Here is a 25932-nt window from a genome sequence, read left to right as displayed (position 1 = left end):
AAGACCAATAAACAAGACCGATCAACGGATTTATCGTTTTATCAGGAGGCCTTAAATGGACGATACCAAACGTTATGAACGCCTACTTACTCGTTTCCGCGACGGCGATATCAGCCGCCGTACTTTCCTGACCGCACTGGGTGCGGCCGGTGTGACCGCCGGCGTTACTGGCGGCCCGATGGGCATGCTGGCAAAAAAAGCCATGGCCGCAACCCCGGAGCAGGTCCGCTTTGATGGCTGGGGTGGCGTTGTCTCCGAGGCATTTGAAAAATATGCCTTCGCCCCCTACACCAAGAAAACCGGTATTGATGTGGTTTCGGGCACCTTTGGCGGTGCGGATGAATATATCGCCCGCGTCAAAGCCAGCCAGCCGGGCGAATTCAACCTTGCCCACCTGTCAGGTGTGTTTGACTATGCGCGCTATCACGGTCTGGAACTGACCTCGGAACTCAATGAGTCCAATATTCCGAACCTGAAAAATGTCATCCCGACCCTGGTCGAGCCGCTGCGCAAGATCACTGGCGGTACAATTTCTGCCGTTCCGTATGATTACGGCACCACGGGCATTGCCTATAACCGCAAATATATCAGCGACGATGAAGCCAAGGCCAAGGGCGCCAAGCTGATGGTTGATGAAGCCTATAAAGGCAAGATCGGCGGTTGGGGCGAATGGAAAACCCGTATCTGGTACGGCGCGCTTCAGTCTGATCAGGATCCGAACAACATCAAGGACATTGATGCCGTTTGGGACATGATCCGCGCGCACCGCGATCTGGCCCTGAAATACTGGTCCTCGGGGGCGGAACTTATGAGCCTTCTGGCCGAAGAAGAAATCTATGTCACCGAAGGCTGGTCGGGCCGTATCAAGGCACTGCAGGATCAGGGCCATGACATTGGCTATCTTGACCCGGCCGGTGGCCTTGGCTGGCAGGAATGCCTGTTCGTGCTGCGTGGTAGCCCGATGGCTGCCTGTGAAGAACTTCTGAACTTCATGCTGGAGCCGGAAGTGGCGATTGCCGTTGCCGAAGGTCAGAGCTATCCGCCGGCCCTTGATCCGCAGAAGATCGATCTGGGAGAAATCATCCCAACACTTCCGGCATTCGATCCGTCCGGTACGCTGAAATCGCTTAGCTTCTTTGATCCGGCTTACTGGAACGAAAATGAAGCGGACTGGTCGAAAACCTTCTCTCGTGTACAGCGCGGCTACTAAGCCGGGATTGTTCACCTGAAACTGTGTCCTGGCCTTGTTTCAAGGGCCAGGACACCCTTGCCGCCTTATGTCGGGTGCGGCCCAATTCAGACAGGGTATTTAACAATGGCAGACACAAACAACGCCGTTGAACTGCAAAATGTCGTCAAACGCTTTGGTGAGTTCACCGCAGTGAAACGCATGGATTTGACTGTTCCGGACAACAGCTTTGTGACTTTCCTTGGCCCGTCGGGCTGCGGCAAGACGACGACGCTGCGCATGATTGCGGGTCTGACCGATATCTCTGAGGGTGACCTGCTGATCCGGGGCAAACGGGTCAACAGCCTGCCGATCCACAAGCGCAATCTTGGCCTTGTGTTTCAGAACTATGCCCTGTTTCCGCACAAGTCGATCTTTGACAACATCGCCTTTGGCCTGAAATACCGTAACGTGTCCAAGGCCGACATTGCCGACAAGGTCAACAAGGCGCTTGATCTTGTCCAACTGCCCCATGTCGCAGACCGTTATCCCAACCAGCTTTCAGGTGGCCAGCAGCAGCGTATTGCGCTTGCGCGTGCGATCGTGATTGAACCTGACGTTTTGCTGCTTGATGAACCACTGTCTGCGCTTGATGCCAATCTGCGCGAAGAAATGCGTGTTGAGCTTAAACGTATTCAGCGCGAACTGGGCGTTGCCACGGTCTTTGTTACCCATGACCAGTCCGAAGCCCTTGCCATGTCTGACAAGCTGGTTGTGATGAACAATGGCTTTGTTGAGCAGGAAGGCGCACCGGAAGAAGTTTACAATAATCCGGCATCGGCCTTTGTTGCAGACTTCCTAGGTCATTCCAATATCATTGCTGGCAATCTGGGCAGCCCGGATGCGGCCTTTACCAATGTCAGCCTTGAAAGCGGTGAAACATTGCTGACCACCGACGAACAAACGGCCAAGGCCAAGGGTTCAAAGGATGTGCGCGCTGTCATCCGTGCCGAAAAAATTGGTCTTTCCGAACAGAACGATGCCACCGATGGCGTCATTGCCATCCCCGGAAAGATCAAAACCGTTGACTATCTGGGCCAACAGGCCCGTTACTTTGTCGAGGCCAATGGCCGCGACTGGCAGGTCATCAATCCGATTGATGCCCGCCCCCATCAGGAAGGCGCCGATATTTTCATGCATATCGCTGCCCGTAATTGTGTGTTGTTGCCCGGCCATCAGGACTGAACGTCCAATATGTAGCCGGTTCAGGAGAGCCACCAGAAATGACGCATGCCCCCAAAAGTCCCGTCGGACATAACCGGGAATCCCGTCTGTTTTATCAAAGCCGGTCCCGCCGCCCGCTGATCGACCGATCAGAAGGCGTCTATATGTGGGATGTCGATGGCAAACGCTATATCGATGCGTCCAGTGGTGCCATGGTCAGCAATATCGGCCATAGCGACCCGCGCGTCGTTGCGGCGATGATGAAGCAGCTTGAAAAGGCAAGCTTCGCCTATCGCCTGCATTTTGAAAATGACGCTGCCGAAGACCTTGCCGTTCGCCTTGCCGAACGTGCACCGGGTGACCTTGAGCGCGTCTTCTTTGTTTCTGGCGGGTCTGAGGCCGTTGAAAGCTGTCTTAAGCTTGCACGGCAATATGCGCTGGCCAACGGCGAAGCGCAGCGCACGAAAATCATTTCACGTTTTCCAAGTTACCATGGCGCAACGCTGGGCGCGCTTGCCATCACCGGCTATACGCCGATGCATGCGCCTTTTGCGCCGATGATGGTTGATCAGCCAAAAATTCCGGCACCGACCTGCTATCTGGATCGTGATGATCTGAGCGATCATGAGCGCGGCATAAAATATGCCAACATGCTGGAAGCCGAGATCATCAAACAGGGTCCGGAAACCGTCCTTGGTTTCATCATGGAACCGGTTGGCGGGGCTGCCACCGGCGCCCTTGTTGCACCGGACAGTTACTATGGCCGCATTCGCGAAATTTGCGATCAGTACGGCATCCTTTTGATCTATGACGAGGTCATGACGGGGGCTGGCCGTACCGGCAAATATTTCGCTGCCGAACACTGGGGCATCACGCCTGACATCCTTGCCGTTTCCAAGGGTCTGGCTGCCGGATATGCACCGCTTGGCGCGATGATTGCGCCTGATCGCATCGTTGGTCCGGTTCTTGATCATGGCGGGTTCATTCACGGTTATACCTATGCCGGGAACCCGTTGGCGTGTGCGGCAGGCAATGCTGTTCTTGATGTGATTGACGAGGACAATCTGCTTGAAAACGCAGCGACCAATGGTGCGGCCCTGAAGGACGAATTGTCCAAACTGGCCGAAGACTTCCCGATGATTGGCGATGTCCGCGGCAAGGGACTTTTGCTGGCCATGGAACTGGTCAAGAACCGTGACAGTATGGAACCGCTTGATCCCAAACATATGGCTGCCGCACGACTGGTCGACATTGCCTATGACATGGGCCTGATCATTTACTGGCGTCGGACACGCGGCGGCTATCGTGGTGACCATGTCATGGTCTGCCCGCCGATGACCATCACCAAGGAACAGTTTGCAGATATCCTGGGGCCGCTGCGCAAGGCGCTTACGGAACTTCAGGACGAGCTTGTTATCGCAGGAGCCTTCGCATGAGCCGCAAAGTTATCATCACCTGTGCGATTACAGGATCGGTTCATACCCCGTCCATGAGCCCGAACTTGCCGGTAACCCCCGATGAAATCGCCGAGCAGGCGATTGATGCCGCAAATGCCGGTGCATCGATCCTGCATTTGCATGCGCGTGACCCAAAAACCGGTTATCCAAGCCCGGACCCGGACGTGTTCATGCAATTCCTGCCAAAGATCAAGGCAGCGACCAATGCAGTGATCAACATTTCGACCGGCGGCGGCATGAACATGAACGTTCGTGATCGCATCCGGGCTGCACGTGAAGCGGCACCGGAAATGGCGTCGTTGAACATGGGCACAATGAATTTCGGCCTGTTCCCGGCCCTTGCCGGACGCAGCGAATGGAAACATGACTGGGAACCCGAATTCCTTGAAAGCAGCCGCGACTTTGTTTTCAAGAACACGTTTTCCGACATCGAAACCATTCTGGCCGACTTGGGGGAAGCAAATGGCACCCGGTTCGAATTCGAATGCTATGACGTCGGCCATCTTTATACGCTGGCGCATTTCGTTGACCGTGGCCTGATCAAAGGTCCGATCTTCATTCAGTTTGTTCTGGGCGTTCTGGGCGGCATCGGCGCGGACCCGGATAACCTGGCCCACCTGAAACGTACAGCCGACAAGTTGTTTGGTGACCAGTACCAGTTTTCCGTTCTGGGGGCAGGACGTCATCAGATGCCGCTTGGCAGCATGTCGGCCGCGATGGGTGGCAATGTGCGGGTCGGCCTTGAAGATAACCTGTATCTGAAAAAGGGCGAGCTGGCGCCAGACAACGCATCACAGGTGCGCAAAATCCGCGAGGTGCTTGACGGGTTGTCGCTTGAAATCGCCACCCCGGACGAAGCCCGAGCAATTCTTGGCCTTAAAGGCGGCGACAAGGTCGCCTTCTAGAGGCCGGATCAGCACGATCCACGATTGCAAACACCGTTTGACCACATGACGTGAAAGGCGGCAACAATGATGCATGCCTATTTCTCAGACGATCAGCTCCGCCATCACGGCAAGACCTTCATTGTCGCGGGCGAGAACAAGCCGATCCCCGAAGTCCCGGAGCGTGCTGAAATTCTGCGCGGTGCCGTATCGCGTCTGGGCCTTGATCTTCGCAGCTCCACTGATGTCGGGCTGGCCCCGATTGCGGCCATTCACGATGCGCAATATCTGAACTTTCTGCAGACCATTCATGATGAATGGCAGGATGTCGGCGGTGCTGAGCAGGTCATTCCAAATATCCATCCGTTTGATCGCACAGTCCCCTACCCGCGCCATCCTGCGGGCAAGGCGGGCTTTCACCTTGGCGACACGTCCTGCCCGGTATCAGCTACCACATGGCATTCTGCCTATGCCAGTGCGCAAACCGCAATTGCCGCTGCCCGTCATGTGCGTGATCAGGGTGTGAATACCGCCTATGCCCTGTGCCGCCCGCCCGGACATCATGCAAGTGGCAACATCGCAGGGGGCTTTTGTTATCTGAACAACAGCGCGATTGCCGCTCAGGAACTGCGCACCAAGTATGATCGGGTGGCGATCCTTGACATCGACCTGCATCATGGCAATGGCACGCAACATATTTTCTATGATCGATCAGATGTCATGACCCTGTCGATCCATGCCGACCCGATGGATTTCTATCCGTTCTTCTGGGGACATGCCGAGGAAGTCGGTGAACAGGACGGGCTTGGCTTTAACCACAATCAGCCCCTGCCCCTTGGCAGCGGTGACGCCATATTCCTTGATGCACTTGACCGCGCCTTGGCAAAGATTGACGATTTCGGTGCCGATGCGGTTGTTATTGCACTTGGGCTGGATGCCTCGCGAGATGATCCGTTTGGCGGATTGACTGTCAGTCCCGATGGCTTTGCCCGGATCGGCGAAAAAATTGGCACGCTTTCCTGCCCGACCGTGTTAGTGCAGGAAGGTGGCTATGTTAGTGAAACGCTTGCAGAAAACCTTTATCAATTCATCAGTGGCTTTGGCGCGACCACCAAGACCAATACGATTTAAGAAGGCCCCAAATGACTCATTCGGACATCCTGATCATCGGCGGCGGCATCGCCGGAATGTCAGCAGCATTCTTTTTGGCCAAGGCGGGTAAATCCGTCACCGTTTTTGAGCGCGAAGACCAGCCGGGCTATCACAGCACCGGCCGATCTGCCGCGCTTTACAGCGAGACCTATGGCCCGAAAATCATCCGCAAGATGTCGACCGCAAGCCGGGAATTCTTCATCACACCGCCAGACGGATTTAGTGAAAACCCGATCCTGACGCCGCGTGGCATCATCATGACCGCCGCACCGGGCGAAGAAGTCAAACTTGATGCTATCCTTTCCGAAGGCCGTGCGAACGGGGCCAACTTTGTTGAACTGACCCCGGATGAACTCAAGGAAATCATTCCGGTTCTGCATACCGACCGTGTTGCCAAGGCCGCCTATGAGCCAGAAGCCATGGATATCGACGTGCATGCACTGCATTGGGGCTTTATCCGCCAGTTCAAGGCGTTGGGAGGCACGGTTATCACCAAGGCCGATGTCAGCGCAATCGGCAAGGCCGATGGAAAATGGCAAGTCACCCTCGCAAAGGGTGATGTCTATACCGGTGATATCGTCGTCAACGCCGCCGGTGCCTGGGCTGATGACATCGCCACCAAGGCCGACATCAAACCACTTGGCATCGTGCCCAAACGCCGCACGGCGGTGATGGTTGATGTTCCAGCCGATGTAAAACCGCATGGCTGGCCACTGGTCGCAAGCCTTGATGAGACATTGTACTTCAAGGAAGACGCAGGTCGTTTGCTGGTGTCGCCCGCCGATACCACACCGACCGAACCCCATGACGTGCAGCCCGAAGAACTTGATATTGCGATTACCATTGATCGCCTGATGACGGCCACCAGCATCGAGGTCCGCCGTCCGGGTGAAAGCTGGGCCGGGTTGCGTAGCTTCTTTGCCGATGGTGATCCGGTTTCAAGTTTTGATCCGGCCGATGACAGTTTCTACTGGCTGGCGGGACAAGGCGGCTACGGTATCCAGACCGCACCGGCCATGGGCGAATATGCCGCAAGCATCATCACCGGAAAGGGTGTTCCGCCACAGATGGAAAAGCTTGGCATCACCACGGATGCCTTGTCGGCAACCCGCCCCACCCTTGCTAGCGGCAAGTAAATCATCGGCAACTAAATCAACGGAACCGGCCGTTTTGGAGAGATACCAATGACAGACTTTGATCGCGCAGCCCTTCGTGAAGCTGTTTCAAAGCGCACCCAAAGTGCCATCGATGATTTGTGCGCGCTGGTGCGTCATGAAAGCCTGCTTGGCAACGAGGCATCCGCTCAGGACTGGATTTCCGAGAACTTCGCCAAGATGGGACTTGGGGTCGAACGGGTTGCGATTGATATCGAAGCACTTCGCGATCAGCCGGGCTTTTCACCGCCGGTGATTGATGGCTATGACGGGCGAGAAAACGTCGTTGGCTTGCATCGCCCGAAAAACCCGACCGGGCGCAGCCTGATCCTCAATGGTCATATGGATGTTGTACCGACCGGTCCGGCAGAACAATGGCAGCACGGGCCGTTCACCCCGCATGTCGAGGATGACTGGATTTACGGGCGTGGTGCCGGGGATATGAAAGCAGGCATCATTGCCTATTGTCAGGCGCTTCAGGCGCTTCACGATATCGGGCTAGAACCGGCTGCAGATGTCACCCTGCAATCCGTGATCGAAGAAGAATGCACCGGCAACGGGGCGCTTGCCTGCCTGCATGCCGGCTACAAGGCCGATTGCGCCATCATTCCCGAACCGTTCAACCAGACTCTGATGACCGCCCAACTCGGTGTCATGTGGTTCCAAATTCATGTATCGGGCAGCCCGGCACATGTTCTTGATACATCAGCTGGCAGTAACGCCATTGAGTCCGCCTTTGGGTTCTTTGAAACCCTCAAAGAGGTCGAGGAGATCTGGAACCACCCGACCCATCGTCACGCTGCCTTTGGCGCGCATGTCCATCCGGTAAATTTCAATCTTGGCAAAATCGAAGGTGGGGAATGGGCGTCAACCGTGCCGCCGGTTTGCACCGCTGATATCCGTGTCGGGTTCTATCCGGGCATGGAACTTGAAAAGGTGCGCGAAACGGTTGAGGCCGTCAAACAAAGTGCGCTTGATAACCACCCGGCCTGCAAGGGTGCCAAGATCGACATCACCTATCGCGGTTTTCAGGCCGAAGGCTGCGAGATGGATATCAATCACCCGATGATGTCCATGATCGGCGATATTCATCAGGAAGTTACGGGCAAGGAGATCAAAAACCTCGCCTCGACCGCGACGACCGATGCGCGCTTTTTCCAGATTTACGGGGACATCCCGGCCACCTGTTACGGCCCCAAGGCCGAACGCATTCACGGGATTGATGAACGGGTTTCGATTGCATCAATGATGGAAGTTACCGAGGTGCTTGCCCTGTTCATTGCCGACTGGTGCGGCGTGCAAAAGCGTGATACCTAACCGCAAATTCGAATAATATATCCAATGCTTTAACAAGGAGCGTTTCATGAGCATCCAGCGTCTTCACACCGGCCCGCGTATGAGCCAGGCCGTTGTCCATGGCAACACCATCTATCTTGCCGGTCAGGTTGGTAACCCCGACAGCGACATCACAAACCAGACCAAGGAATGCCTTGAGAAGGTTGATGCGCTTCTGGCCGAATGCGGTTCAAACAAGGAACACATCCTGTCGACCACCATCTGGCTTGCCGACATGAAAGACTTTGCGGCGATGAATGCCGTTTGGGATGCATGGGTCCCACAGGGTCACACCCCGGGCCGCGCATGCGGTGAAGCAAAGCTTGCTACCCCGGATTATCTGGTTGAGTTCATCGTGATTGCGGCCAAGCCTTAAGTCCCTTTGACACTATAAAAAACGCCTGACACGGGAAACCGGTCAGGCGTTTTTTGTTTGCGGAGCACCCTGAAACCTATGCCCGGTCTTCGCGGGTCACGATCAGTGATGTTGCCTCGAGTGTTCTATGCACCGGGCATTTATCGGCAATCTCGATCAGACGTTGACGGGTTGCGTCATCCAGATCACCCGTGAAGCGGACAATGCGTTCGAACCGATCGATCTTGCCGCCTTTTGCTGCATGCTGTTCACCGCACTCGGCGCAATCATCGGCATGGACTTTCTGATGCAGGACTTCGGCCCGGATTGAATCAATCGGGATCCCCTTGTGATCGGCATACATCCGGATTGTCATCACCGTGCAACTGCCAAGGGCGGTTGACAGATAATCATAGGGCGATGGTCCGCTGTCAAAGCCGCCGACCTTTTCCGGTTCATCGGCCAACAGGCGATGTTTGCCAGCCAGCACCATCGACTGGAACTTGCCAAGGCCCGTTTCACGCACAACAACACCTTCGCTGAGTTCAGGCGTGGTTTCATTGGCATCGGGCAAATAGCGTTTCGCCCATGCCGCAATCACAGATGCTGCATAGGCCGCATCCGCCGGGTCGCTCAGCAAATGATCAGCCTGATCAAGCGAGACAAAGCTTTTGGGATGTTTGGCGGCATCAAAGATCTTACCGGCATTTTCAATGCCGACCGTCTGGTCAAGCGGCGCATGCATAACCAGAAGCGCCTTTTTCATTTGTGCCACCTGCGCTTCCAGATCATACCCGCCAAGATCATCGACAAACTGTTTGCGGATCACGAACGGCCGCCCGCCAAGGCAAACCTCGGCCTCACCCTTTTCACGGATGTCATCCAGATGATCGGCAAAATTATGGGTGACGTGCGTTACATCCGACGGTGCGCCGATGGTGGCAACTGCTGATGTTTCCTTGATGCGATCGGCCACAGCCAGAACCGCAGCACCGCCCAACGAATGCCCGATCAGAAGTTTGGGGGCCTCGAACGCATCGCGCAGAAAATCGGCGGCGCGTTCAAGATCATCAAGGTTCGAGGTAAAATTGGTCGAGGCAAAATCACCGCCCGATCCCCCCAATCCGGTGAAATCAAAGCGCAGCACGCCGATGCCTTCGATCGTGAGCGCCTCGGCAATTTTGCGGGCCGCAATCAGATCCTTGGTACAGGTAAAACAATGGGCAAACAGGGCATAGGCCTTGACCGGACCAGTCGGCAGATCCAGCCGGGCGGCCAGTTCGGCACCATGGGCCCCTTCAAATGTCACCTTGATCGGTTTTCCTGGCATCGTGTTTCTCCTGACCTTGCGGGGTGAATTCTTGCTGCTATTTCAGATAACTGCCGATAGGATCGCGTTCTTGTTGGCACAGTAACACGGACAGTTCAGTGATAATTGTTCAAACCGAACGCACAATTTTGCGAGAAGCAAATCATGACGACGCGCCATTCATTCTTCAATTGCTGAATGAGCCGGGCTGGCTTCGCTTTATCGGGGATCGCGACGTGTATGACCTTAAGTCGGCACGCGACTATATCGATCTGCGGTTTCGTGAAAACTATGACGCGCTTGGTTTCGGGATGTGCATTGCACTGGAAAAGGAAAGCCAAAGTCCGATTGGCCTGATCGGCTTTGTAAAGCGCGAAACACTCGATGCCCCTGATATCGGCTATGCCGTAGCAGAGGCCCATCAGGGCAAAGGTTATGCCTATGAAGTCGGTGCAGCGCTCATCGAACATGGCTGGCATCACTATGGGTTCGAAAAGATTTATGGCTATTGCCTGCCAGACAATGTTGCCTCTGTGCGGATGCTTGAAAAGCTTGGCCTGACCTATCTGCGCGATCAGGATGTCAATCAGTCAGGCGAAATATGCAGGCTTTATATGGCAACCCGACCCTAGGGCGTTCGAGCGATATTCGAACAAAACCCCGCGATCTGATGATGCGGGGTTTTGCATTTTTATTTGCGGCGAATACCGATCTTGCGCCCCACCCCGGACGGGGTTGGCAGATTGGCATGTGCATCCTTGATCTTGTTCAGCGTTTCCATGATGTCATCGGGAAATGGTGCTGAACGCCGTTCCTTCATGTTGATATGCATGGTGATGATTTCATTGGTCGAGGCCAGCCAGCCCTCAGAGCCGTGACGCATTTCGTGATACATGTGGATGCGTTTCTGATCGCAATCAAGAACCCGGGTATGGATGACATAAGGATCATCCTTGTGGATTTCGCGATCATAAGTCACATGCATTTCAAGCCCGAAGGTCGATCCACCGCGCCGTTCGGGATAGGTATATCCCATCCCCACCGCGTCCAGAAACGCCATCGAACCCAGATCAAACGCGACCACGTAATAGCCGACATTCATGTGACCGTTGAAATCAATCCATTCGGGTTTGATATGCCCGCGAAATACCTCAAGCGGTTCGGGTGCAAACAGATCGGTGCTGATCATTTTTCAACAGCCTTCACCACCGCGACCGCTGCAACGAAATCTTCAAGCGAATGGCCGACGGATTTAAAGACGGTGCATTCCTCGTCCGTTTCACGGCCCTTGACCTGCCCGCGCGTCAGGCCGAACAGATCGCCAATGATGTCGGATTTCGATATCGCCCCACTGTCAATCGCCTGAACCACGTCGCCGCCTTCGGCACTGGCCCCTTCGAAGCTGTCGACATAAATGCGGCATTTCTGCATGACCGCGTCATCGGTTTCGCGCATGGTCGGCTTGAACGCACCGACCAGATCAACATGGGTCCCTTCCCGCAGCCAGTCGCCATGCACCAGCGGCGCGGTCGAAAGGGTCGCGCAGGAAATCAGATCTGCCGATTTACATGCCCCTTCCAGATCGTCGGTGCCCTTGGCAGTAAAACCAAGTTCGGCAATCTCGGTTGCGAGTTTGGTGGCCTTGTCGGCATTGCGGTTCCAGATGGTGACATTCTTGATCGGGCGAACCGATGCATGCGCCTTGATCAATTGCGGTGCCATCGCACCCGATCCAACCATGACCATGTCGCTGGCATCCTTGCGCGCCAGATAGTCACAGGCCAGCGCGGACGCAGCTGCTGTACGGCGCGTGGTCAGTTTGGTGCCATCAATCACGGCTGATGGCTGCCCGGTCACAGCATCCAGCAGAACATAAGTGCCCGATACAGCCGGAAGATTTCGCGCCGAATTTCCCGGGACGACGGCAGCGATTTTCACGCCTGCTGCACCATCCTTCTGCCAGGCCGGCATGATCAGGAAGGTTGCGTCATCCTCGTTGCTGCGTTCCATGTTGAAATGACTGCGCAGCGGGGCTTCGCAGCCTTGTTTAAACCCGTCGCGAAGGGCTTCAACCAGATCGCGGGGCGAAACGAATTTTTCGATATCTTCGGCAGTAATGAAACGCATGGGCCTTCCTGTATAAGCATTTTTGTTTTCAGTGCGGTAGCGGTCATATTTTATACCACGTCGCAGCACTGACGTCACAGGAAGACCAACAGTTTTTTATGCTGTTTTCCAAGACTTTTCGGGGGGATTACGGCAACAAGAACCGTTTGAGCGTGCCAAACAGTGACCCGGTGCCAAGAAACACTTCTTCAAGCACTGTAAAGTGGTTTGCACCCCATGCCTTATAGACCGAAACCTTGAGCCCGGCACTGCCGCAATAGGCGCCATAGGCATCACTTTGACGCACGAATTCAGGGCTTTCATTACCGCCTACGACCACCATCAAACGCGCATCAAGCGGCACGCCATCGAGCATCGGTGAATTATCCGCCGCCGATGCTTCATCAAGGCGGATATCATCGTTCAGCGTGGTATGCCGGATCGGTTCGAGATCAAAAACACCAGAAATCGGAATGATCGCCTCGAATGGCATCTCATCACCGAGTGTTTCAGCCCAATCATGGGTGGCAAGGCGGGCCACGATCTGACCACCGGCCGAATGGCCGGAAATCGAAATCCGGTCGCGGTCGCCGTTAAATTCCTCGATATGCTGATAGATATAGGCAATCGCGCGTACGGCTTCTTCGGTGATGTCAGCCACCGTCACATCCGGGCACAGATCGTAATTCGGGCAAATCACCGTAAACCCGGCTGCCACCAGATCGCGCGCGACAAAGGCATAGTCTTTTTTGTCCTGACTGCGCCAATAGCCACCGTGGAAAAACACATGTACCGGCGCGCCCGGATCGGATGCCATGTAGACATCCATGGTTTCCTTGGGGCCATCGCCGAAACGCACATCAATCTTGCCGCCCAGCTGGGCACGCGCTTCATCAGACAATTTCACGCACCGTTCAACATGCGTCATGAAATCGGGCACGGTTTCACACGCGTTATATTGCCATTCCAGTTCTGCTGGTGTGAAACCGCCCCAACTCATTGAAACCTCGATTTTGCCAGAAAGAGTGCGTCGCCCAACTCAATCTTTCTTTAAATTCGGGCTGTTTGCAATCACTTCACCAAATCCATGCGTTTTTAATTACATGCCCCAGCACCGTCAGGCTTACGAATGATGGGGAAGCCTGCCCCCTGCCCGCTCAAAAAAAGAGCCATGACCGGGCGCTAACCCAATCATGGCCCATTCCTTGACCAGTCCTTAGCAGGGAGACTTTTAACGGCTCGAATGTGTGGCTTTTGAACCGCTTGCGACTGGCACAAGGTGAAATGTCTAGCTGGCTTTCTTTGCAAACGGATCTTCGACAATCGGCCACAAGGCACGGGTCAAATGGCGATATCCGTTGGTTTTCGGATCAGACGGGTATGGTCCGTGCACATCGACGTAAATGATCTCGCCAGCGATTTTGGCAAACGACTCATAAAAATGGTTCGTCGATTTGATAAACAGGTATTTCTTTGATACCGGATCGATCCCCATGTTGGAAAACAGGCTAGGGTCAAAGCTTTGCGACCGGTTGGTATTTAGGATCACCTCACCGCCGTCGGGCAGAATGATCACCGCGCAATCGCCAAGCGGCACAATGCTTTCGCCAAAATATTGCCAGGCTTCGCGCTTCAGTGTTTTGACCCGGACCTCGGCATCAATTGGCAAACCCGCATGCGCACCGGTTTTCCCACCAAAGCGAAGGGGTAAAACTGCCCCCTCGCCCGCAGAAAAGCAGGTCCGAACGGCCATCGGATCCCACAGGGTACCAAAGGCATAATCACGTAAACCCCGTTCAATCACGGTGCGCAACAAAATGGTGCTATCGCCTGGCACGCCGCCGCCCGGATTGTCCCAAACATCGGTCAGCACAATCGGTTTGGCATCGGACGCCAGCGCCTGATCAAGGGCTTCTTCGGGTTTGGCGAAATCGGGGCGGGTGGCCCCACGGAAACCAAACAGCTCAACCCCCAGGTCGTGTGCAATCTGCTTGGCTTCCGCAGGATTATCATTGGTGATGACAATCACCTTGGTCCCGAGATCGGGCACGTCACCGGCCATAAATCCGTGAATGAAGGAAACCGACAGAATATTGCCTGTTCCTTCCATCGCCTTTGCCCGGTCGATAAAGGATCGCATCGGTTCACGCGATGTCGGCAGCACTTCGATCATATGGCAATCAAAGATGGCCTTGGTCGGTTTGATTTCGCCGCGCAATGTGCGCAAGACAAGGTCAACCACGGCCCGACCGGTTTCGACAAAATCGGTGTGCGGGAATTCTTTGAACGCGACAATAACATCAGCATTATCAATGCGTTTGGCGGTCAGATGGCTATGCGGATCATAGCTGGTGCCAATCACAACATCAGGGCCGACCAAGGCGCGAACACGCGCCACCAGATCGCCTTCACAATCAAGATAATCCTGGGCAACCATCGCCCCGTGCAGGCCAAGGATCACGCCATCCACCGGCATGGCCGCACGAAGCTGACCAAGGACCTCGTCGCGAAGCTGTTCATAGGTTTCGCGATTAACAAGCCCGCCCGGTTCAGCCCAAGTGGCAGTGCCTTCGATCAGGTCCCAACCTTCCTTGGCCGCGCGCAGGCGACCTTCGGTAAAGACGGCACTGCAAAGTGTCGGTGTCACCGGATGCTGGCCCGGCGGGGCATAAAAGCTTTCCTGAAAATCGGAAAAATCAGTTCGCAAAGGTGAAAATGTATTGGTCTCGGTTGCAATCGAGGCGCAAAAAATCCGCATTGCCCGTGCCTTTGTTATTGGTCTTGTCATATCAGATAATGAATTCCGAAGGGGCGAGATCCTCGCCCCTTCGGCAGTTGGAATGGCTTATTCCATATAGCGGTTGGTGTTGGCCTTCTCGACTTCTTCCTTGAACAGGTTCAGAAGTTTGACACCTTCATCGCCAAGGCTTTCCTGAACGTGTTTGACCACGACCGGCTGGGTTGCCTCTTTGAACTTTTCACGATCTTCAGCCGAAAGCGCGGTGATTTCCATTTTGTCCTTCAGGCCGGCCAGACCACGGTCAGACGCCTCGATCACGCGCGACACACCGCGGCTTGCAACAACGCAAGACTGCGAAGCGTAGCGGATGATTTTCTGCTGATCGGGGGTCAGGTCATCCCAGAATGCCTTGGACAGCATCATGGTGTATGGCGAGAACAGATGGTTGGTCAGGGTCAGGTAGCCCTGCACTTCGTTGAACTTGGCAAAGGTCACGGTCGGAACCGGGTTCATCTGACCATCGATCACACCGGTCTGAAGACCAGCATAAACTTCGCCCCATGCCATCGGATATGCTTCGGCACCAAGGGCCTGCATGATTTTCTGATGGGACGGCAGCGACATGGTGCGGATACGAATGCCCTTGAAATCTTCAAGTGTTGCAATCGAGTGCTGCGAGTTGGTCACAGCAAAGAACCCACCGGTATCGGGGAAACCAAGAACCTTCACATCGCCAAGTTCATTTTCGATGTCAGATGCCAGCGTTTCACCAAACGGGCCATCAAAGACATCATAGGTCGATGCGTTGCTGTCGAACGCAAAAGCAAGGTTCAGAACGTCAATACGCGGGTAATAGGACGCCAGCGCACCAGTCGATGTCAGCGTACCCTGGATCAGACCATCACGTACCATCTGAACATGCTCGGCAGCAGAACCAAGCTGGTTGGACGGGTAAACTTCGACCTCGATTTCGCCGTTGGTGTCAGCCTCGACAATGTTGGCAAAAACAGCGGTACAGGCATGTGCCGGGTTTTCGAACGGATCGGCTTTGTTGTCATGTGCGAATTTAAGAACCTTCGGCTCGGCAAAGGCCATCGAAGTGCTGCCCATCAGCATCGCGGTTGCAAGGGCGGCTGCGCCCAAACGCTTTACGGTTTTCATTTCTACCTCTCCTTGATTTAACGACTTTATGTGTCCGGCATTATTGTGGTGTGTGCCCCGGCCCGGACCTGACCGGGGCTGTAATCATCCCGCTGGCCTAACGGAAACCCAGCAATCGCGGTATCACGAGGGCAAGGTCCGACCAGAAGGCAAACAGAAACAGCACGCCCAGTTCGGCCAAAAGAAATGGCCAAAGCTGTGCCGCAATTTTTTCAAGCTTTTCCCCTGTCACGGATGACAAGACGAACAGACAGGCACCGACAGGTGGCGTCATCAGCGAGATATTGAGTGCAAGGATAAAGATGATCCCGGCATGGATCGGGTCCATCCCGATTTGAACGGTCAGCGGCACCAGAACCGGCGCCAGAATGATCAGAATGGCGTTGATATCCATCACCATGCCGATCATCAAAAGCAGACCGACGATCATGAAAATCACAATGTATGGATTTTCTGAAACGCCGAGCACCATCTCGGCGACTTCTTGCGGAATACGGTTAAAGCTCAGCCACCAGCCCAGGATCGAGGCAAAGGCGATGATGACAAAGATCACCCCGGTCACACGGGCGGTGCGCACCAGCATCCTGAAGAAATCAGCAAAGCTGAGTGCCCGGTAAACAAACACGCCAATGAACAGCGCATAGGCAACCGCAACCGATGCGGCCTCGGTCGGGGTCACAATCCCGCCAAGGATCCCGCCCAGAATGATCAACGGCATGATGAGTGCCGTGATGGATGATTTGAAAATCTTCCAGATTTCCAGAAGTGATGCACGGCGTTCGTTTTTCGGCAGGTTCTTGGACCGCGCGGTAACCGCAATCACGGTCATGCAGATCAGACAGATCATTAGACCGGGCAGAATACCGGCGGCAAACAGCCCGCCAATCGAAACGCCCATCAGCGATCCATACACAACCATCAAGCCCGAAGGCGGAATGGTCGGGCCAATGATCGATCCGGCAGCCGTGACCGCACAGGCATAATCACGGCGATAACCGCGTTCAACCATGGCCGGGACAAGCGTTTTGCCAAATGCAGCTGCATCGGCGGTCGCAGCCCCGGTCAAACCGGCAAAGAAGACCGATGCCAGCATGTTGGTGTGCGCAAGCCCGCCGCGCATATGACCAACAAGGGCCTGGGCGAATTTCACCAACCGGCTGGTAATGCCGATATGGTTCATGATTTCACCGGCCAGAATGAAGAACGGCATGGCAAGGAACGGGAAAACGTTCAGTCCGTTAAAGACCTTGCTTGGGCCCTGGGACAAAAACATCCCCCCACCCATGTCAAACAAGCCAACAACACCTGCAACACCAAGGGCGAAGCCAATCGGCATGCCCAGAACCATCAGAACGACAAAGATAATGGCAACAATCATTCTGCGTTCTCCGCAAGGTCAGCCGGAACGAAACGGCCCTGATCACGCAAGGCAACAAGAAGCAACTGAATGGCTGCAAGCAATGCCGACACGGGTACAGCGGCATAAGGAAGTGCAAGCGACATCCCAAAGATCATCGCCTGACGGCGCATACCGCCCTGGGCAAAATCAAATCCATAAATCGCCAGATACAGGAAGGCTGCCAGTGCAATCAGATCAACGACAAATAGGATTGTGCGCTGGATCGGCATCGGAAGGCTTAGAACAAACATGCCAATCCCGATATGTTCGCGCCGGGCGATCCCCGCCGAAATGGCAAGAAGTGCCGCCCAGATCATCAGATACCGCGCCAGTTCTTCGGGCCAGGGAAGCTGCCAATGAAAGATATATCGGTCAACAACACCGAGCCAGACATCCAGAACAAGCACCAGCATCAACATTGCGATGATGCGTTCAACCAGCCAATTCAGGGACCGGCTTGCGGTCGCAGCTGTGGTTTCAATGCGGCGTAAAGCCATCTCCGCCAAACTCTCCACTGATCAAATGTTGTGTAATTTTTCTACATACTGATGTCCAATTTGTAGTTTGTCTACATAATTTAACTCCATAATTTCATTTTTCCGCTCTGAAACTGACATATAAACTGTTATACGTAGCTTAACTACATTATTCATTCTCGTGATGACATCGCTGCCCAAGCTGATTTCGCCGCGAAATTTACGAACTGGATCAAGGATTAAGACGCCCAAGGCAACAAGGCCCCTGCCCCGAAATCGGTGTTGTCACCGTCGCGCGCTCTCAATAACTACATGTCGATTGCGACCGGGTTAATGAAGGGCAAAACGAATGAAATTTGATGTCGGCCCGCACGCACTTGCTGCCATCATCTATCGTTTGAATTGAAATTGTGGCTTTCGCCTGCAAACGGAAATAATGTTATTTCCCAATAGGGTGTCTGCTTTGACACAACAAACCATATAGACGGATCGGGTGGATTCCATGCAACAAACCGCCGACATTATCAGCCTGCTGCGCAGCCAGTCCGGCAAATTTCCGAACCGCGAACAACTGGTCGCGGACTATGTCAGCGCACATCTGGAAGATGTCACAACCATCGCCCTGTCCGATCTTGCCAAGAATGTCGGGGTCAGCGAACCGACTGTCATCCGGTTTTGTCGCACATTGGGCTGCGACGGATTCCGTGATTTCAAAATCCGTCTGGCACAGAACCTTGCCGTCAGCATTCAGTATCTGACATCGGAAGACATTTCAGACGACACAACCGCCGCGGACGTTCTTTCAAGCCATGTTCTGGGCGTGATCATCGATAATTTACGCCTGCTGCGCGATCAGATTTCATCGGATGAAATTGATAAAGCCGCCGACATTCTGGTCAAGGCGCGCCAGATTGCGTTTTTCGGGGTCGGAGGGGGTTCAACCACTGTGGCCTTTGATGCGGCAAACCGATTTTTCCGTCTGGGCATTCCTGCCCAATCGCAAAGTGATGGCTATTTGCAGCGCATGCTTGCTTCGACCTTGGGTGCCGAGGACGTGGTGTTTGCGATTTCCACCAGCGGTCGTCCAACCGAAATCATCCATTCCGCAGCCATTGCGCGCCAATATGGCGCAAAGGTCATCTCGCTGACCAACCCGGACAGCCCGCTTGCCGCTGAGAGTGATCTGGTCGTATCAATCAATATGCCAGAAAACCCCGATATCTATAAGCCAACCGCGACACGCCACGCCTTTCTGGCGACCATCGATGTCATCGCAACTGCTGTGGCACGGCGCATGCCCGATCAGGCCAAGGAAAAGCTGAGGCGCATTCGTTCATCACTGCTGACGGTTAATCCCCCAACCGGGCACCAGCCGATCGGCGACTAATAGCGGCGAACCTTAGTAATCAAGTCTGTATTGAACGCCAGCCTTGCTGTCGATTTCGGTGCTTTCGCTGGTCACACTGATGTTTGGCGTCACTTCGATTTCGACTTCGACGCCACTTGATCCCGGTGTGGAGCCCGCCTTGGTCCCGACATAGACGCCCTCGGTCAGGTATTTGCCAACCTTGACCTCTGGCCCGTCTTCACCGCCGCCAACACGCAAAACATCCACACCGATAAAGCGCCGGATACTGCCCACCAGATCAAGGCCGCTGCCCCCACCAGACAATTCATTCAGCGCACTTGCCAACTGAACGGCTTCCACCGCTGAGAGGCTGCCTTGGGATTTGCCAAACAGGACCTGCGACAGGATCTCGTCCTCAGGCAGTGACGGGTTGGAGGACAACACCAATTCCGGATCGCTTGAAGGTCCCTGAAAACCGGCCGTCACGACAAGGTCTTCGGTGGTATAAACCCCTTCGATGTCCAGCATCGGATCGGGCGGTGACGCCCCGGCAAAGGTGATCTGGGAATCACGGATAACAAAGGTCTTGCCGATCACATCGAGCTGCCCGCGCAGGGCAGACAATTGTCCGCTTATGCGCGGATCATCTGTGGTGCCGGAGATATCGAGCCGCCCACCCCATTCGGAATCAAGCCCCTTGCCGCGCACGAACAACTTGCCCGGGATATCGACAGTGACATCAAGATTGCCAGTAAAGCCGTCCTCTTCCTGCGCGTTATCTTCGGGCGTATCGGTTTGCGACGTAGAAGGCAGGTTTTCAACTTCTATGGTCGGCACTGATTCGGGCAAAGCCAGCGTCAAATCCACTTCGCCGCGCAGAACCGAGACGGTGCTTTGAATATCGGCCTCGGCCTGTGAGCCGGTCACGCTGGTTTGCACATCAGCCCAAAACAGCAATTCGTCCTTGCGCGACAGGGCAACATTGCGCAGATCAGCTGACACGTCATAGCTGATTTCCCCGCCACCCAGCAAATCAAGATCGACAGATGCCTTTGCCGTGCCATTGCCCCCGTCCGTCGCGGTAAAGGACGGGATGGAAAGCCCTTCCTGATCAAAGGTGCCTTCAAGCGCCATCTGATCAAGGATGGTACCGTATTCAAGGTTTTCGTAACGACCATCGGCAAGGGAAACATTCCCGTTCCACCGCACATCATCAAGCGTCCCGCCGACATCAAGTGCAAGCTTGATCTTGCCCGACACCTGATGATCGGGGGCCGGGACATAGGGCCAGAATTCGGCAATCTCGCCATTCAGGCGCATGCGGCCCGAAACCGGCGCCGAAAGATCCGGGCTGAATTCCTGTTCAAGCACAGAGATCGCAAGCGGTACAGTACCCTCAGCGGTCAGGGCCTCGATATCACCATTACCAAGGGATATCTGGCCGAAAAGGGTGCCGTCGGCAAGCTTGATATCAAGGAGCATTTCAAACGGTTTGAGGTCCTCGACCGCCTTTGCGGTGATACCCGAAATCCGACCATTGACCTCTGCAGTTGGCAAGTTGCCACGGGTTTCGCGCAGGCTGGCATCCAGATTTGCTGTGCCACTTAGACCGTCATAGCCGGAAATCCGGCCCCAAGGTCCAAGATCGACATCGTTAAGATGGAGCTCCCCGGAAACTGACCTTTGTCCGGCTTCCTGATCAAGACTTGCGATCAGATACCCTGTCCCGACGGTGAGATCAGCATCAAGTTGTTGCCGACCGTTTGCGCGCAGAACAAACTCCAACGGCTTACGCAAGCCAATTGCCTGATCACCGATGTTCGCGTCAAGCTTGCTGGCCTGAACACGGATATCATCACCAAGCGAAAGGTCCGCGACCACGTCGGTCGAGATCGGTACATTGCCCTGATATAGTCCGGAGCTGTCCATAGTGATTGCAAGCGCATCCAGACCGCCTTTCACATCAAGACCAAACTCATCCAGCGCCAGCGTCCCGGCAGCAATGTCCCGACCGTCAAGCGTTGCCGAAATCTCGGGTGCATCGAACGCATTGCCAATTGTTGCGTCAAGTTCGACATCTTCAATCATCGTCGGATTGGCGTTATCGGGGCTCGCCATCCGAAGCCCCTTGGCAGCGGCAGAAACCGTGATGGTTTGGCGTTCACTTTCCGGACGAAGGGCGATATCGGCAATCACGGTCCCATTGCTAAACCCGATACCAAACTGATCAAGCAGCTCGGCCTCGAGTTTTGAAAGCACAACATCACCGCGCATTGGAATGCTGTATTCAGGCAAGGTTATGTCGCCCGTCAGAGCCAGATGCTGCCCGCTCAGCGAGATCGCCTCGACACGCAATTCATCTGCGGGCAACACAACATTGGCCGCAAGCGTGAAGGCCCGGTTTCCCAGCATGAAATCCACGTCATTGCCAAGAGACAACACCGACTGATCGGACCATGTCATACGACTTGTCAGCACGACATCCGAGAAGCTCTGACCGGCGACATCAAGACTGGGCACGCTGAGCTTGATCGTTCCCGGCGGCGCTGTCAGGGCACCTTCAAGATTGGCAGTCAGTGTCGCCGGTGAAATTTCAAGACCAAGGTCGGGCGGCACAGCACCTGGTGCGATTTCAAGTCTGCTTTCAAGGGCGAGTTTCTCAAACGCCTCGGTGATGGTGAGCGTCAAGGGGCCGTCAATCATCGCCATATCAAGGGCAGCCAAATCAACACTGAGATCAAGGTCAGGTGCCAGGGTAACCTTGCCGGTGATGCGCGGTTCCGGGCCAATGATACGATCAAGATCAGCCATCCCGAAACCTGCCTGACTTGCGGAAACCTCAAGACCGGTTTCAAGGCCTTGCGCGTTTGACCATGTCAGGTTGGGCAACGCCACCTGCCCCCGCCCGCGCAGATCAAGCCCGGAAATCGGCGCAAAAATCGCCAGATCGCGGATATCGGCCACAAGGTTTGATGTTGAAACCACCAGATCCTTGTTCACGTTCGCCTGCCCGCGCAGCGCGATTTCCGGCATGTTCAGTGCCAGATCACGGACCGAGATATTGGCAAAATCCGGTGACATTTCCGCATCAAGCGAAAGACTCTGTTCTGTGCCAAGAAACGCGGCAAGACCCGGATCATCCCAAGCCGTACCGGATGTCGAAAGTGCCACTGCCGCCTGAAGGTTCTCGTCAACATCGTTTGGCGCAGACATATCAGCCTGCAGGGCAAGATCAGCAATCCGGGAAACAGGTGTTTTGACATCACGCCCATTGATCCGCAGCGCAAGACCCGGCATCGACAGATTGCCATTGGCCTGAACCGAAAGCCCAAGCTCCGCCCAAGACACGGCACCATCAAATAGTGCGGACATTTTGGGGTTAATATCGGCCTTGATATCCGCCGCAATCTGGCTTTGATCAAGGTCGATTTCGGTTATGCCGGAAACAGCCAGTGCATCGTCCATCGCAATCGAAAGCCGATCAAGCGAAAGGGTTTCGTTCCCTTGGTCAAATACCCCACCAATACCGAGTTCGATGTCTTTATGAAGTGCATCGGGCAGCTGCTCGGTGACGCGTTCCTGCGGCGAAAGCGCCCCATCAAGGGCAAAGGCCAGAACATCAGACGAAAGCTGCACGCCAATATCGCTTTGAAGCGATGCATAGTCTGCCGCTGAAAGGTCAAGCGTACCTTTCCAGTTATTGGCCGGTCCGTCACCTCTGAGCGCAATGTTGATGTCAGTCGCCTCGGTCGGATCAACACCGGCCAGCGTCATGACAAGGCCCTCACGCCCCAAGGCACCATCAATCTCGGCGGCCAGTCGTTGCCCCGGACCATCAAAGTCCAGATCAAGCTTCATCCGGTCCGTGCCGCCATCACGCGGTTGAAGATCAAGAAATGCGGTTGCAGACAGGTTTGTGCCAACCTTCGCCCGACCGCTTAGCGCGTACAAGAAGCTCTTGCCGGTGACCTGGTCTACAACGGCGATTTCGCCAAGTTCAAGCGCATCAAGCGAAATGGAAAGCGGCATTGTGAAACCACCGCCACCATCGTCGTCTTCTTCGACTGTCGCGGGCGCGGTGCCATCCGGCAAAATGACATTGGCAGATGCCAGATTGAACTGATTAATTTGCAACCGCCCGCGCAGCAGCTCCAGCGGAGACCAATCGAACATGACATCGTTCAAGTCCACATGAAGCCCGTCGGCGGCGCGGTACATGACCAGTTGATCAAGTGTCAGATCAGTCCAGAGACTGCCTTCGATCCGGCCAAGCTCAAAGCTGCTGTCGGTCGCTGCAGAAACCGTTTCATTGATAAAGGGCGTTGCCATACGCAACACCGGGCCAGTGCCGGCAACGGCAATCGCACCCGCAAGGCCAAGGACTGTTCCGCCAAGACCATAGGCACCATATCGCAGCCATTTTTTCATCGAACGGCGCGTTTGGGTGGGCTTCGGATCAATCGGGGGCGAAGTGTCAGACTTGGTCAAAATGCCTGTCCCAGGCTGATATAGAACTGAAAATCATCATCAATATTGGGCCGCTTATCCAGCGGAACCGCGACATCAAAGCGCAACGGCCCCACCGCCGTGTAATACCGGAAACCAAGACCGGCCGCCCACAAAAGATCAAGGTCTTCGGGTTCGGATCGGGCATAGACATTACCGCCTTCGATGAAGGGCACGACGCCAAAACTTTCGGTCACGCGAGCCCGAAATTCGGCGCCAAGTTCAAGCACCGCACGACCGCCCAATGGATCATGATCTGAAGTATCATCAAGCGGTCCGACCTTCTGGTATTCATAGCCGCGGATCGAACCACCACCACCGGAATAAAAACGTTTGTTCGATGGCAGACTTCCGCGTTCCTCGCCGATGATGGTACCGGTGCGCGCACGGGCAGCGAAAACGTAATCTCCCTCATCATCAACAGATAGGTATTGCGACCCGGCAAGGGATACAGTGGTGAAATTGGTATCCTTGTCTGACAGTCCCAGATAGGGCGAGACATTGATTTCAAACCGGTTGCCCTTGGTCGGATCAAGCGGGTTATCAGTGTTGTCATGGCGCAAGATGCCACGCAACCCGGCCAGATAGAATTGTTCGTTCGGTGAGTCGGATCCGGTCAGATCGGAATACTCAGCCGTGACACCAAATGTCGTTGTCCAGTTTTCCCAAAGCGGGCGCTCAATACCCACAAAGCTGTCCACGGTCGAGCCCTTATAGGCATCGGTATCGTTGTTCTTGGCATCTGCCTCGGCGACGAAGGATTGCCGGCGTTCAAGGAATTGCGGTTTTTTGAACTGGGCCGATACCCCCTGCTCAAGGCTTGAAACATCGATGCCAAGCCGCAATTTCTCGCCCGCACCAAACAGGTTGCGATGCTCCCAAAAGGCATTGGCACCCGGGCCATCAGCGGTCGAGAAGTTCACCCCGCCCCCGATGGAACGCATCTTGCGTTCAACCACGTCGATCTCGACCGGAACTTCACCATTGTCCTTTACCGGCCCGGCGACTTTGACAATCACACTGTCAAACAGGTTGGTTTGTGCCAAGTCCCGGCGCGTGGTGCGGACCTGATCAGGGTGATATTGCTCACCCGGTTCCCAACTGTGATAGCTGGCAATGAAGTCTGGATCGACATCCTTTGCCCCATTCACGGTGATATCGCCAAAGTCAGCCTGCGGCCCGGTTTCAAAGGCATAATTGATGGTGATCGTTTTTTGCGCGGTGTCGGCCAGAATTTTACGTTTTCCCGCCTCGACAAGCGGATAGCCCTGTTCCCGCAGGATATCGACGCCATATTGCTCACCCAGAATGATCGGTTCAGCGGTTGCGCGTTGCCCGATTTCCAGACGAGTCTTTTCAAGTTCTTTGTCCGTCGCATGGCGTTCCACCACGCGATCGGGGTACGTGATCACAAGGTTTACCGCCGAGATCAGATAGGGCGTACCAACATCGACAGTGTAGGTCAGAACCAGCGGTGTCGGCTGATCGGGACTTGTTTCCAGCGCATCTTCACCAGACTGCCCCGCGACACTATCGTCCTTGGCACCTTGAACTGGTGTGTTGGGTTCGAACGCATTGTCTGATGGACTGTGCGGTGCCTTTTCCCGAATATCGAAAGTGATCTGACCGTCATAAAATCCGTTGGATCGCAAGACAGCCTGGAACCGTTCAACATCGTCTTCGGCGCGGCGTTGTAGGCCTGCGCGCGATGCGGTCGGGCGTGACTGCAATCGCCGGGCGGTACTGACGGAATTCAGTGCTGCAATCAGTTTTTCTTCCTGGGTATCGATGCCGGTGATGTCGACTTCATAGGGGATCGTGGTTTGCAGATCGTTGGGCAAGGCTTCGTTCGCGGCCCCGCCGCCAAAGCCAAGCACCCCGCCGCCGTCCTCGTCCGATGCGCAAGCCGCCAGCATCGTTCCCGCCAGCAACAGCGGAACAATAGCAGCACGGCGCCCGATACGCGGGAAAGTGCGAGGGAGGTAACTATTCAAACCATCGTGCCCTTGATAGGCCCACCAGCAAGATGGGCTATGACTGATCCAGTTCCGATTGAACCTTCTTTTCCATATAGGTGCAAACGATCAGGATGATTAAATGTTTCACAGCAGTCTTTTGAAAATACCATATTTTCATTCGTTGCTCTGGTCGAGTGCGA

20 protein-coding genes are annotated in these 25932 nt (G+C 54.9%); 10 read left to right on the top strand and 10 right to left on the bottom strand.

Translation table 11 applies throughout. The features are described 5' to 3' along the window. Nucleotides 1-55 precede the first annotated feature (55 nt). From HED22_RS00470 to HED22_RS00435, 8 genes are all read left to right on the top strand, one after another. Complete coding sequence (locus tag HED22_RS00470) at nt 56-1210, top strand: extracellular solute-binding protein (protein ID WP_167717804.1); 1155 nt, start codon at nt 56-58, stop codon at nt 1208-1210. Nucleotides 1211-1315: 105 nt separating this feature from the next. After that, nucleotides 1316-2413, top strand: coding sequence for an ABC transporter ATP-binding protein (locus HED22_RS00465; protein ID WP_167717803.1), 1098 nt, complete (start codon nt 1316-1318; stop codon nt 2411-2413). 38 nt (nt 2414-2451) lie between these two features. Beyond that, nucleotides 2452-3828 (top strand): aspartate aminotransferase family protein, encoded by a 1377-nt coding sequence (locus tag HED22_RS00460; RefSeq protein WP_167717802.1) that lies wholly within the window; start codon nt 2452-2454, stop codon nt 3826-3828. Next, the gene (locus HED22_RS00455; RefSeq protein ID WP_167717801.1) at nt 3825-4754 is read left to right on the top strand and encodes a 3-keto-5-aminohexanoate cleavage protein; all 930 of its coding nucleotides are present in this window, start codon (nt 3825-3827) and stop codon (nt 4752-4754) included. Before HED22_RS00460 ends, HED22_RS00455 begins: the two co-directional genes overlap by 4 nt. 66 nt (nt 4755-4820) lie before the next feature. Beyond that, on the top strand, nt 4821-5864 hold the full coding sequence (locus tag HED22_RS00450; protein ID WP_175581074.1) for a histone deacetylase family protein: 1044 nt from the start codon (nt 4821-4823) through the stop codon (nt 5862-5864). A gap of 11 nt (nt 5865-5875) precedes the next feature. Beyond that, nucleotides 5876-7021: an FAD-binding oxidoreductase gene (locus HED22_RS00445; RefSeq protein ID WP_167717800.1), complete on the top strand. Its 1146-nt coding sequence runs from the start codon at nt 5876-5878 to the stop codon at nt 7019-7021. A gap of 48 nt (nt 7022-7069) precedes the next feature. Next, complete coding sequence (locus HED22_RS00440; RefSeq protein ID WP_167717799.1) at nt 7070-8356, top strand: ArgE/DapE family deacylase; 1287 nt, start codon at nt 7070-7072, stop codon at nt 8354-8356. A 46-nt stretch (nt 8357-8402) separates the two neighbouring features. After that, the gene (locus HED22_RS00435; protein WP_167717798.1) at nt 8403-8750 is read left to right on the top strand and encodes a RidA family protein; all 348 of its coding nucleotides are present in this window, start codon (nt 8403-8405) and stop codon (nt 8748-8750) included. A 76-nt stretch (nt 8751-8826) separates the two neighbouring features. Here the strand turns inward: HED22_RS00435 and HED22_RS00430 are convergent, their stop codons facing one another. Further along, on the bottom strand, nt 8827-10059 hold the full coding sequence (locus tag HED22_RS00430) for a bifunctional alpha/beta hydrolase/OsmC family protein (protein ID WP_167717797.1): 1233 nt from the start codon (nt 10057-10059) through the stop codon (nt 8827-8829). A 98-nt stretch (nt 10060-10157) separates the two neighbouring features. Between HED22_RS00430 and HED22_RS00425 the strand changes: the two genes are divergently transcribed. Then, a complete protein-coding gene (locus HED22_RS00425; RefSeq protein ID WP_368484453.1) occupies nt 10158-10670 on the top strand; it encodes a GNAT family N-acetyltransferase in 513 nt (170 codons plus the stop codon). Nucleotides 10671-10729: 59 nt separating this feature from the next. Here the strand turns inward: HED22_RS00425 and HED22_RS00420 are convergent, their stop codons facing one another. The 7 genes from HED22_RS00420 to HED22_RS00390 all read right to left on the bottom strand — a co-directional run bounded on the left by HED22_RS00420 (nt 10730) and on the right by HED22_RS00390 (nt 17941). Beyond that, the gene (locus tag HED22_RS00420; RefSeq protein ID WP_167717796.1) at nt 10730-11227 is read right to left on the bottom strand and encodes a thioesterase family protein; all 498 of its coding nucleotides are present in this window, start codon (nt 11225-11227) and stop codon (nt 10730-10732) included. Beyond that, nucleotides 11224-12165, bottom strand: coding sequence for an ornithine cyclodeaminase family protein (locus HED22_RS00415; protein WP_167717795.1), 942 nt, complete (start codon nt 12163-12165; stop codon nt 11224-11226). Before HED22_RS00415 ends, HED22_RS00420 begins: the two co-directional genes overlap by 4 nt. 127 nt (nt 12166-12292) lie before the next feature. After that, complete coding sequence (locus HED22_RS00410) at nt 12293-13144, bottom strand: alpha/beta hydrolase (RefSeq protein ID WP_167717794.1); 852 nt, start codon at nt 13142-13144, stop codon at nt 12293-12295. Nucleotides 13145-13432: 288 nt separating this feature from the next. Continuing rightward, nucleotides 13433-14902: a M81 family metallopeptidase gene (locus HED22_RS00405; RefSeq protein ID WP_167717793.1), complete on the bottom strand. Its 1470-nt coding sequence runs from the start codon at nt 14900-14902 to the stop codon at nt 13433-13435. A gap of 87 nt (nt 14903-14989) precedes the next feature. Beyond that, entirely contained in the window at nt 14990-16045 is a 1056-nt protein-coding gene (locus HED22_RS00400) for a DctP family TRAP transporter solute-binding subunit (protein ID WP_167717792.1), read from the bottom strand. Between the two features lie 97 nt (nt 16046-16142). Beyond that, nucleotides 16143-17423: a TRAP transporter large permease gene (locus HED22_RS00395; protein ID WP_167717791.1), complete on the bottom strand. Its 1281-nt coding sequence runs from the start codon at nt 17421-17423 to the stop codon at nt 16143-16145. Continuing rightward, the gene (locus HED22_RS00390; protein WP_167717790.1) at nt 17420-17941 is read right to left on the bottom strand and encodes a TRAP transporter small permease; all 522 of its coding nucleotides are present in this window, start codon (nt 17939-17941) and stop codon (nt 17420-17422) included. Before HED22_RS00390 ends, HED22_RS00395 begins: the two co-directional genes overlap by 4 nt. 481 nt (nt 17942-18422) lie before the next feature. Between HED22_RS00390 and HED22_RS00385 the strand changes: the two genes are divergently transcribed. Then, nucleotides 18423-19307, top strand: a complete 885-nt coding sequence (locus HED22_RS00385) for a MurR/RpiR family transcriptional regulator (RefSeq protein ID WP_167717789.1) — start codon at nt 18423-18425, stop codon at nt 19305-19307. Between the two features lie 12 nt (nt 19308-19319). On the opposite strand, the gene HED22_RS00380 is transcribed toward HED22_RS00385, so the two are convergent. Together HED22_RS00380 and HED22_RS00375 are read right to left on the bottom strand one after the other, a co-directional pair. Further along, nucleotides 19320-23756, bottom strand: coding sequence for a translocation/assembly module TamB domain-containing protein (locus tag HED22_RS00380; protein ID WP_167717788.1), 4437 nt, complete (start codon nt 23754-23756; stop codon nt 19320-19322). Continuing rightward, nucleotides 23753-25768 (bottom strand): autotransporter assembly complex family protein, encoded by a 2016-nt coding sequence (locus HED22_RS00375; RefSeq protein ID WP_254869639.1) that lies wholly within the window; start codon nt 25766-25768, stop codon nt 23753-23755. Before HED22_RS00375 ends, HED22_RS00380 begins: the two co-directional genes overlap by 4 nt. Between the last annotated feature and the right edge of the window lie 164 nt (nt 25769-25932).

Origin of the sequence: Thalassospira sp. HF15 (genome assembly GCF_011806525.1) — a bacterium.
Classification (GTDB): domain Bacteria; phylum Pseudomonadota; class Alphaproteobacteria; order Rhodospirillales; family Thalassospiraceae; genus Thalassospira.
This window is presented reverse-complemented; position numbering and strand designations above follow the sequence as displayed.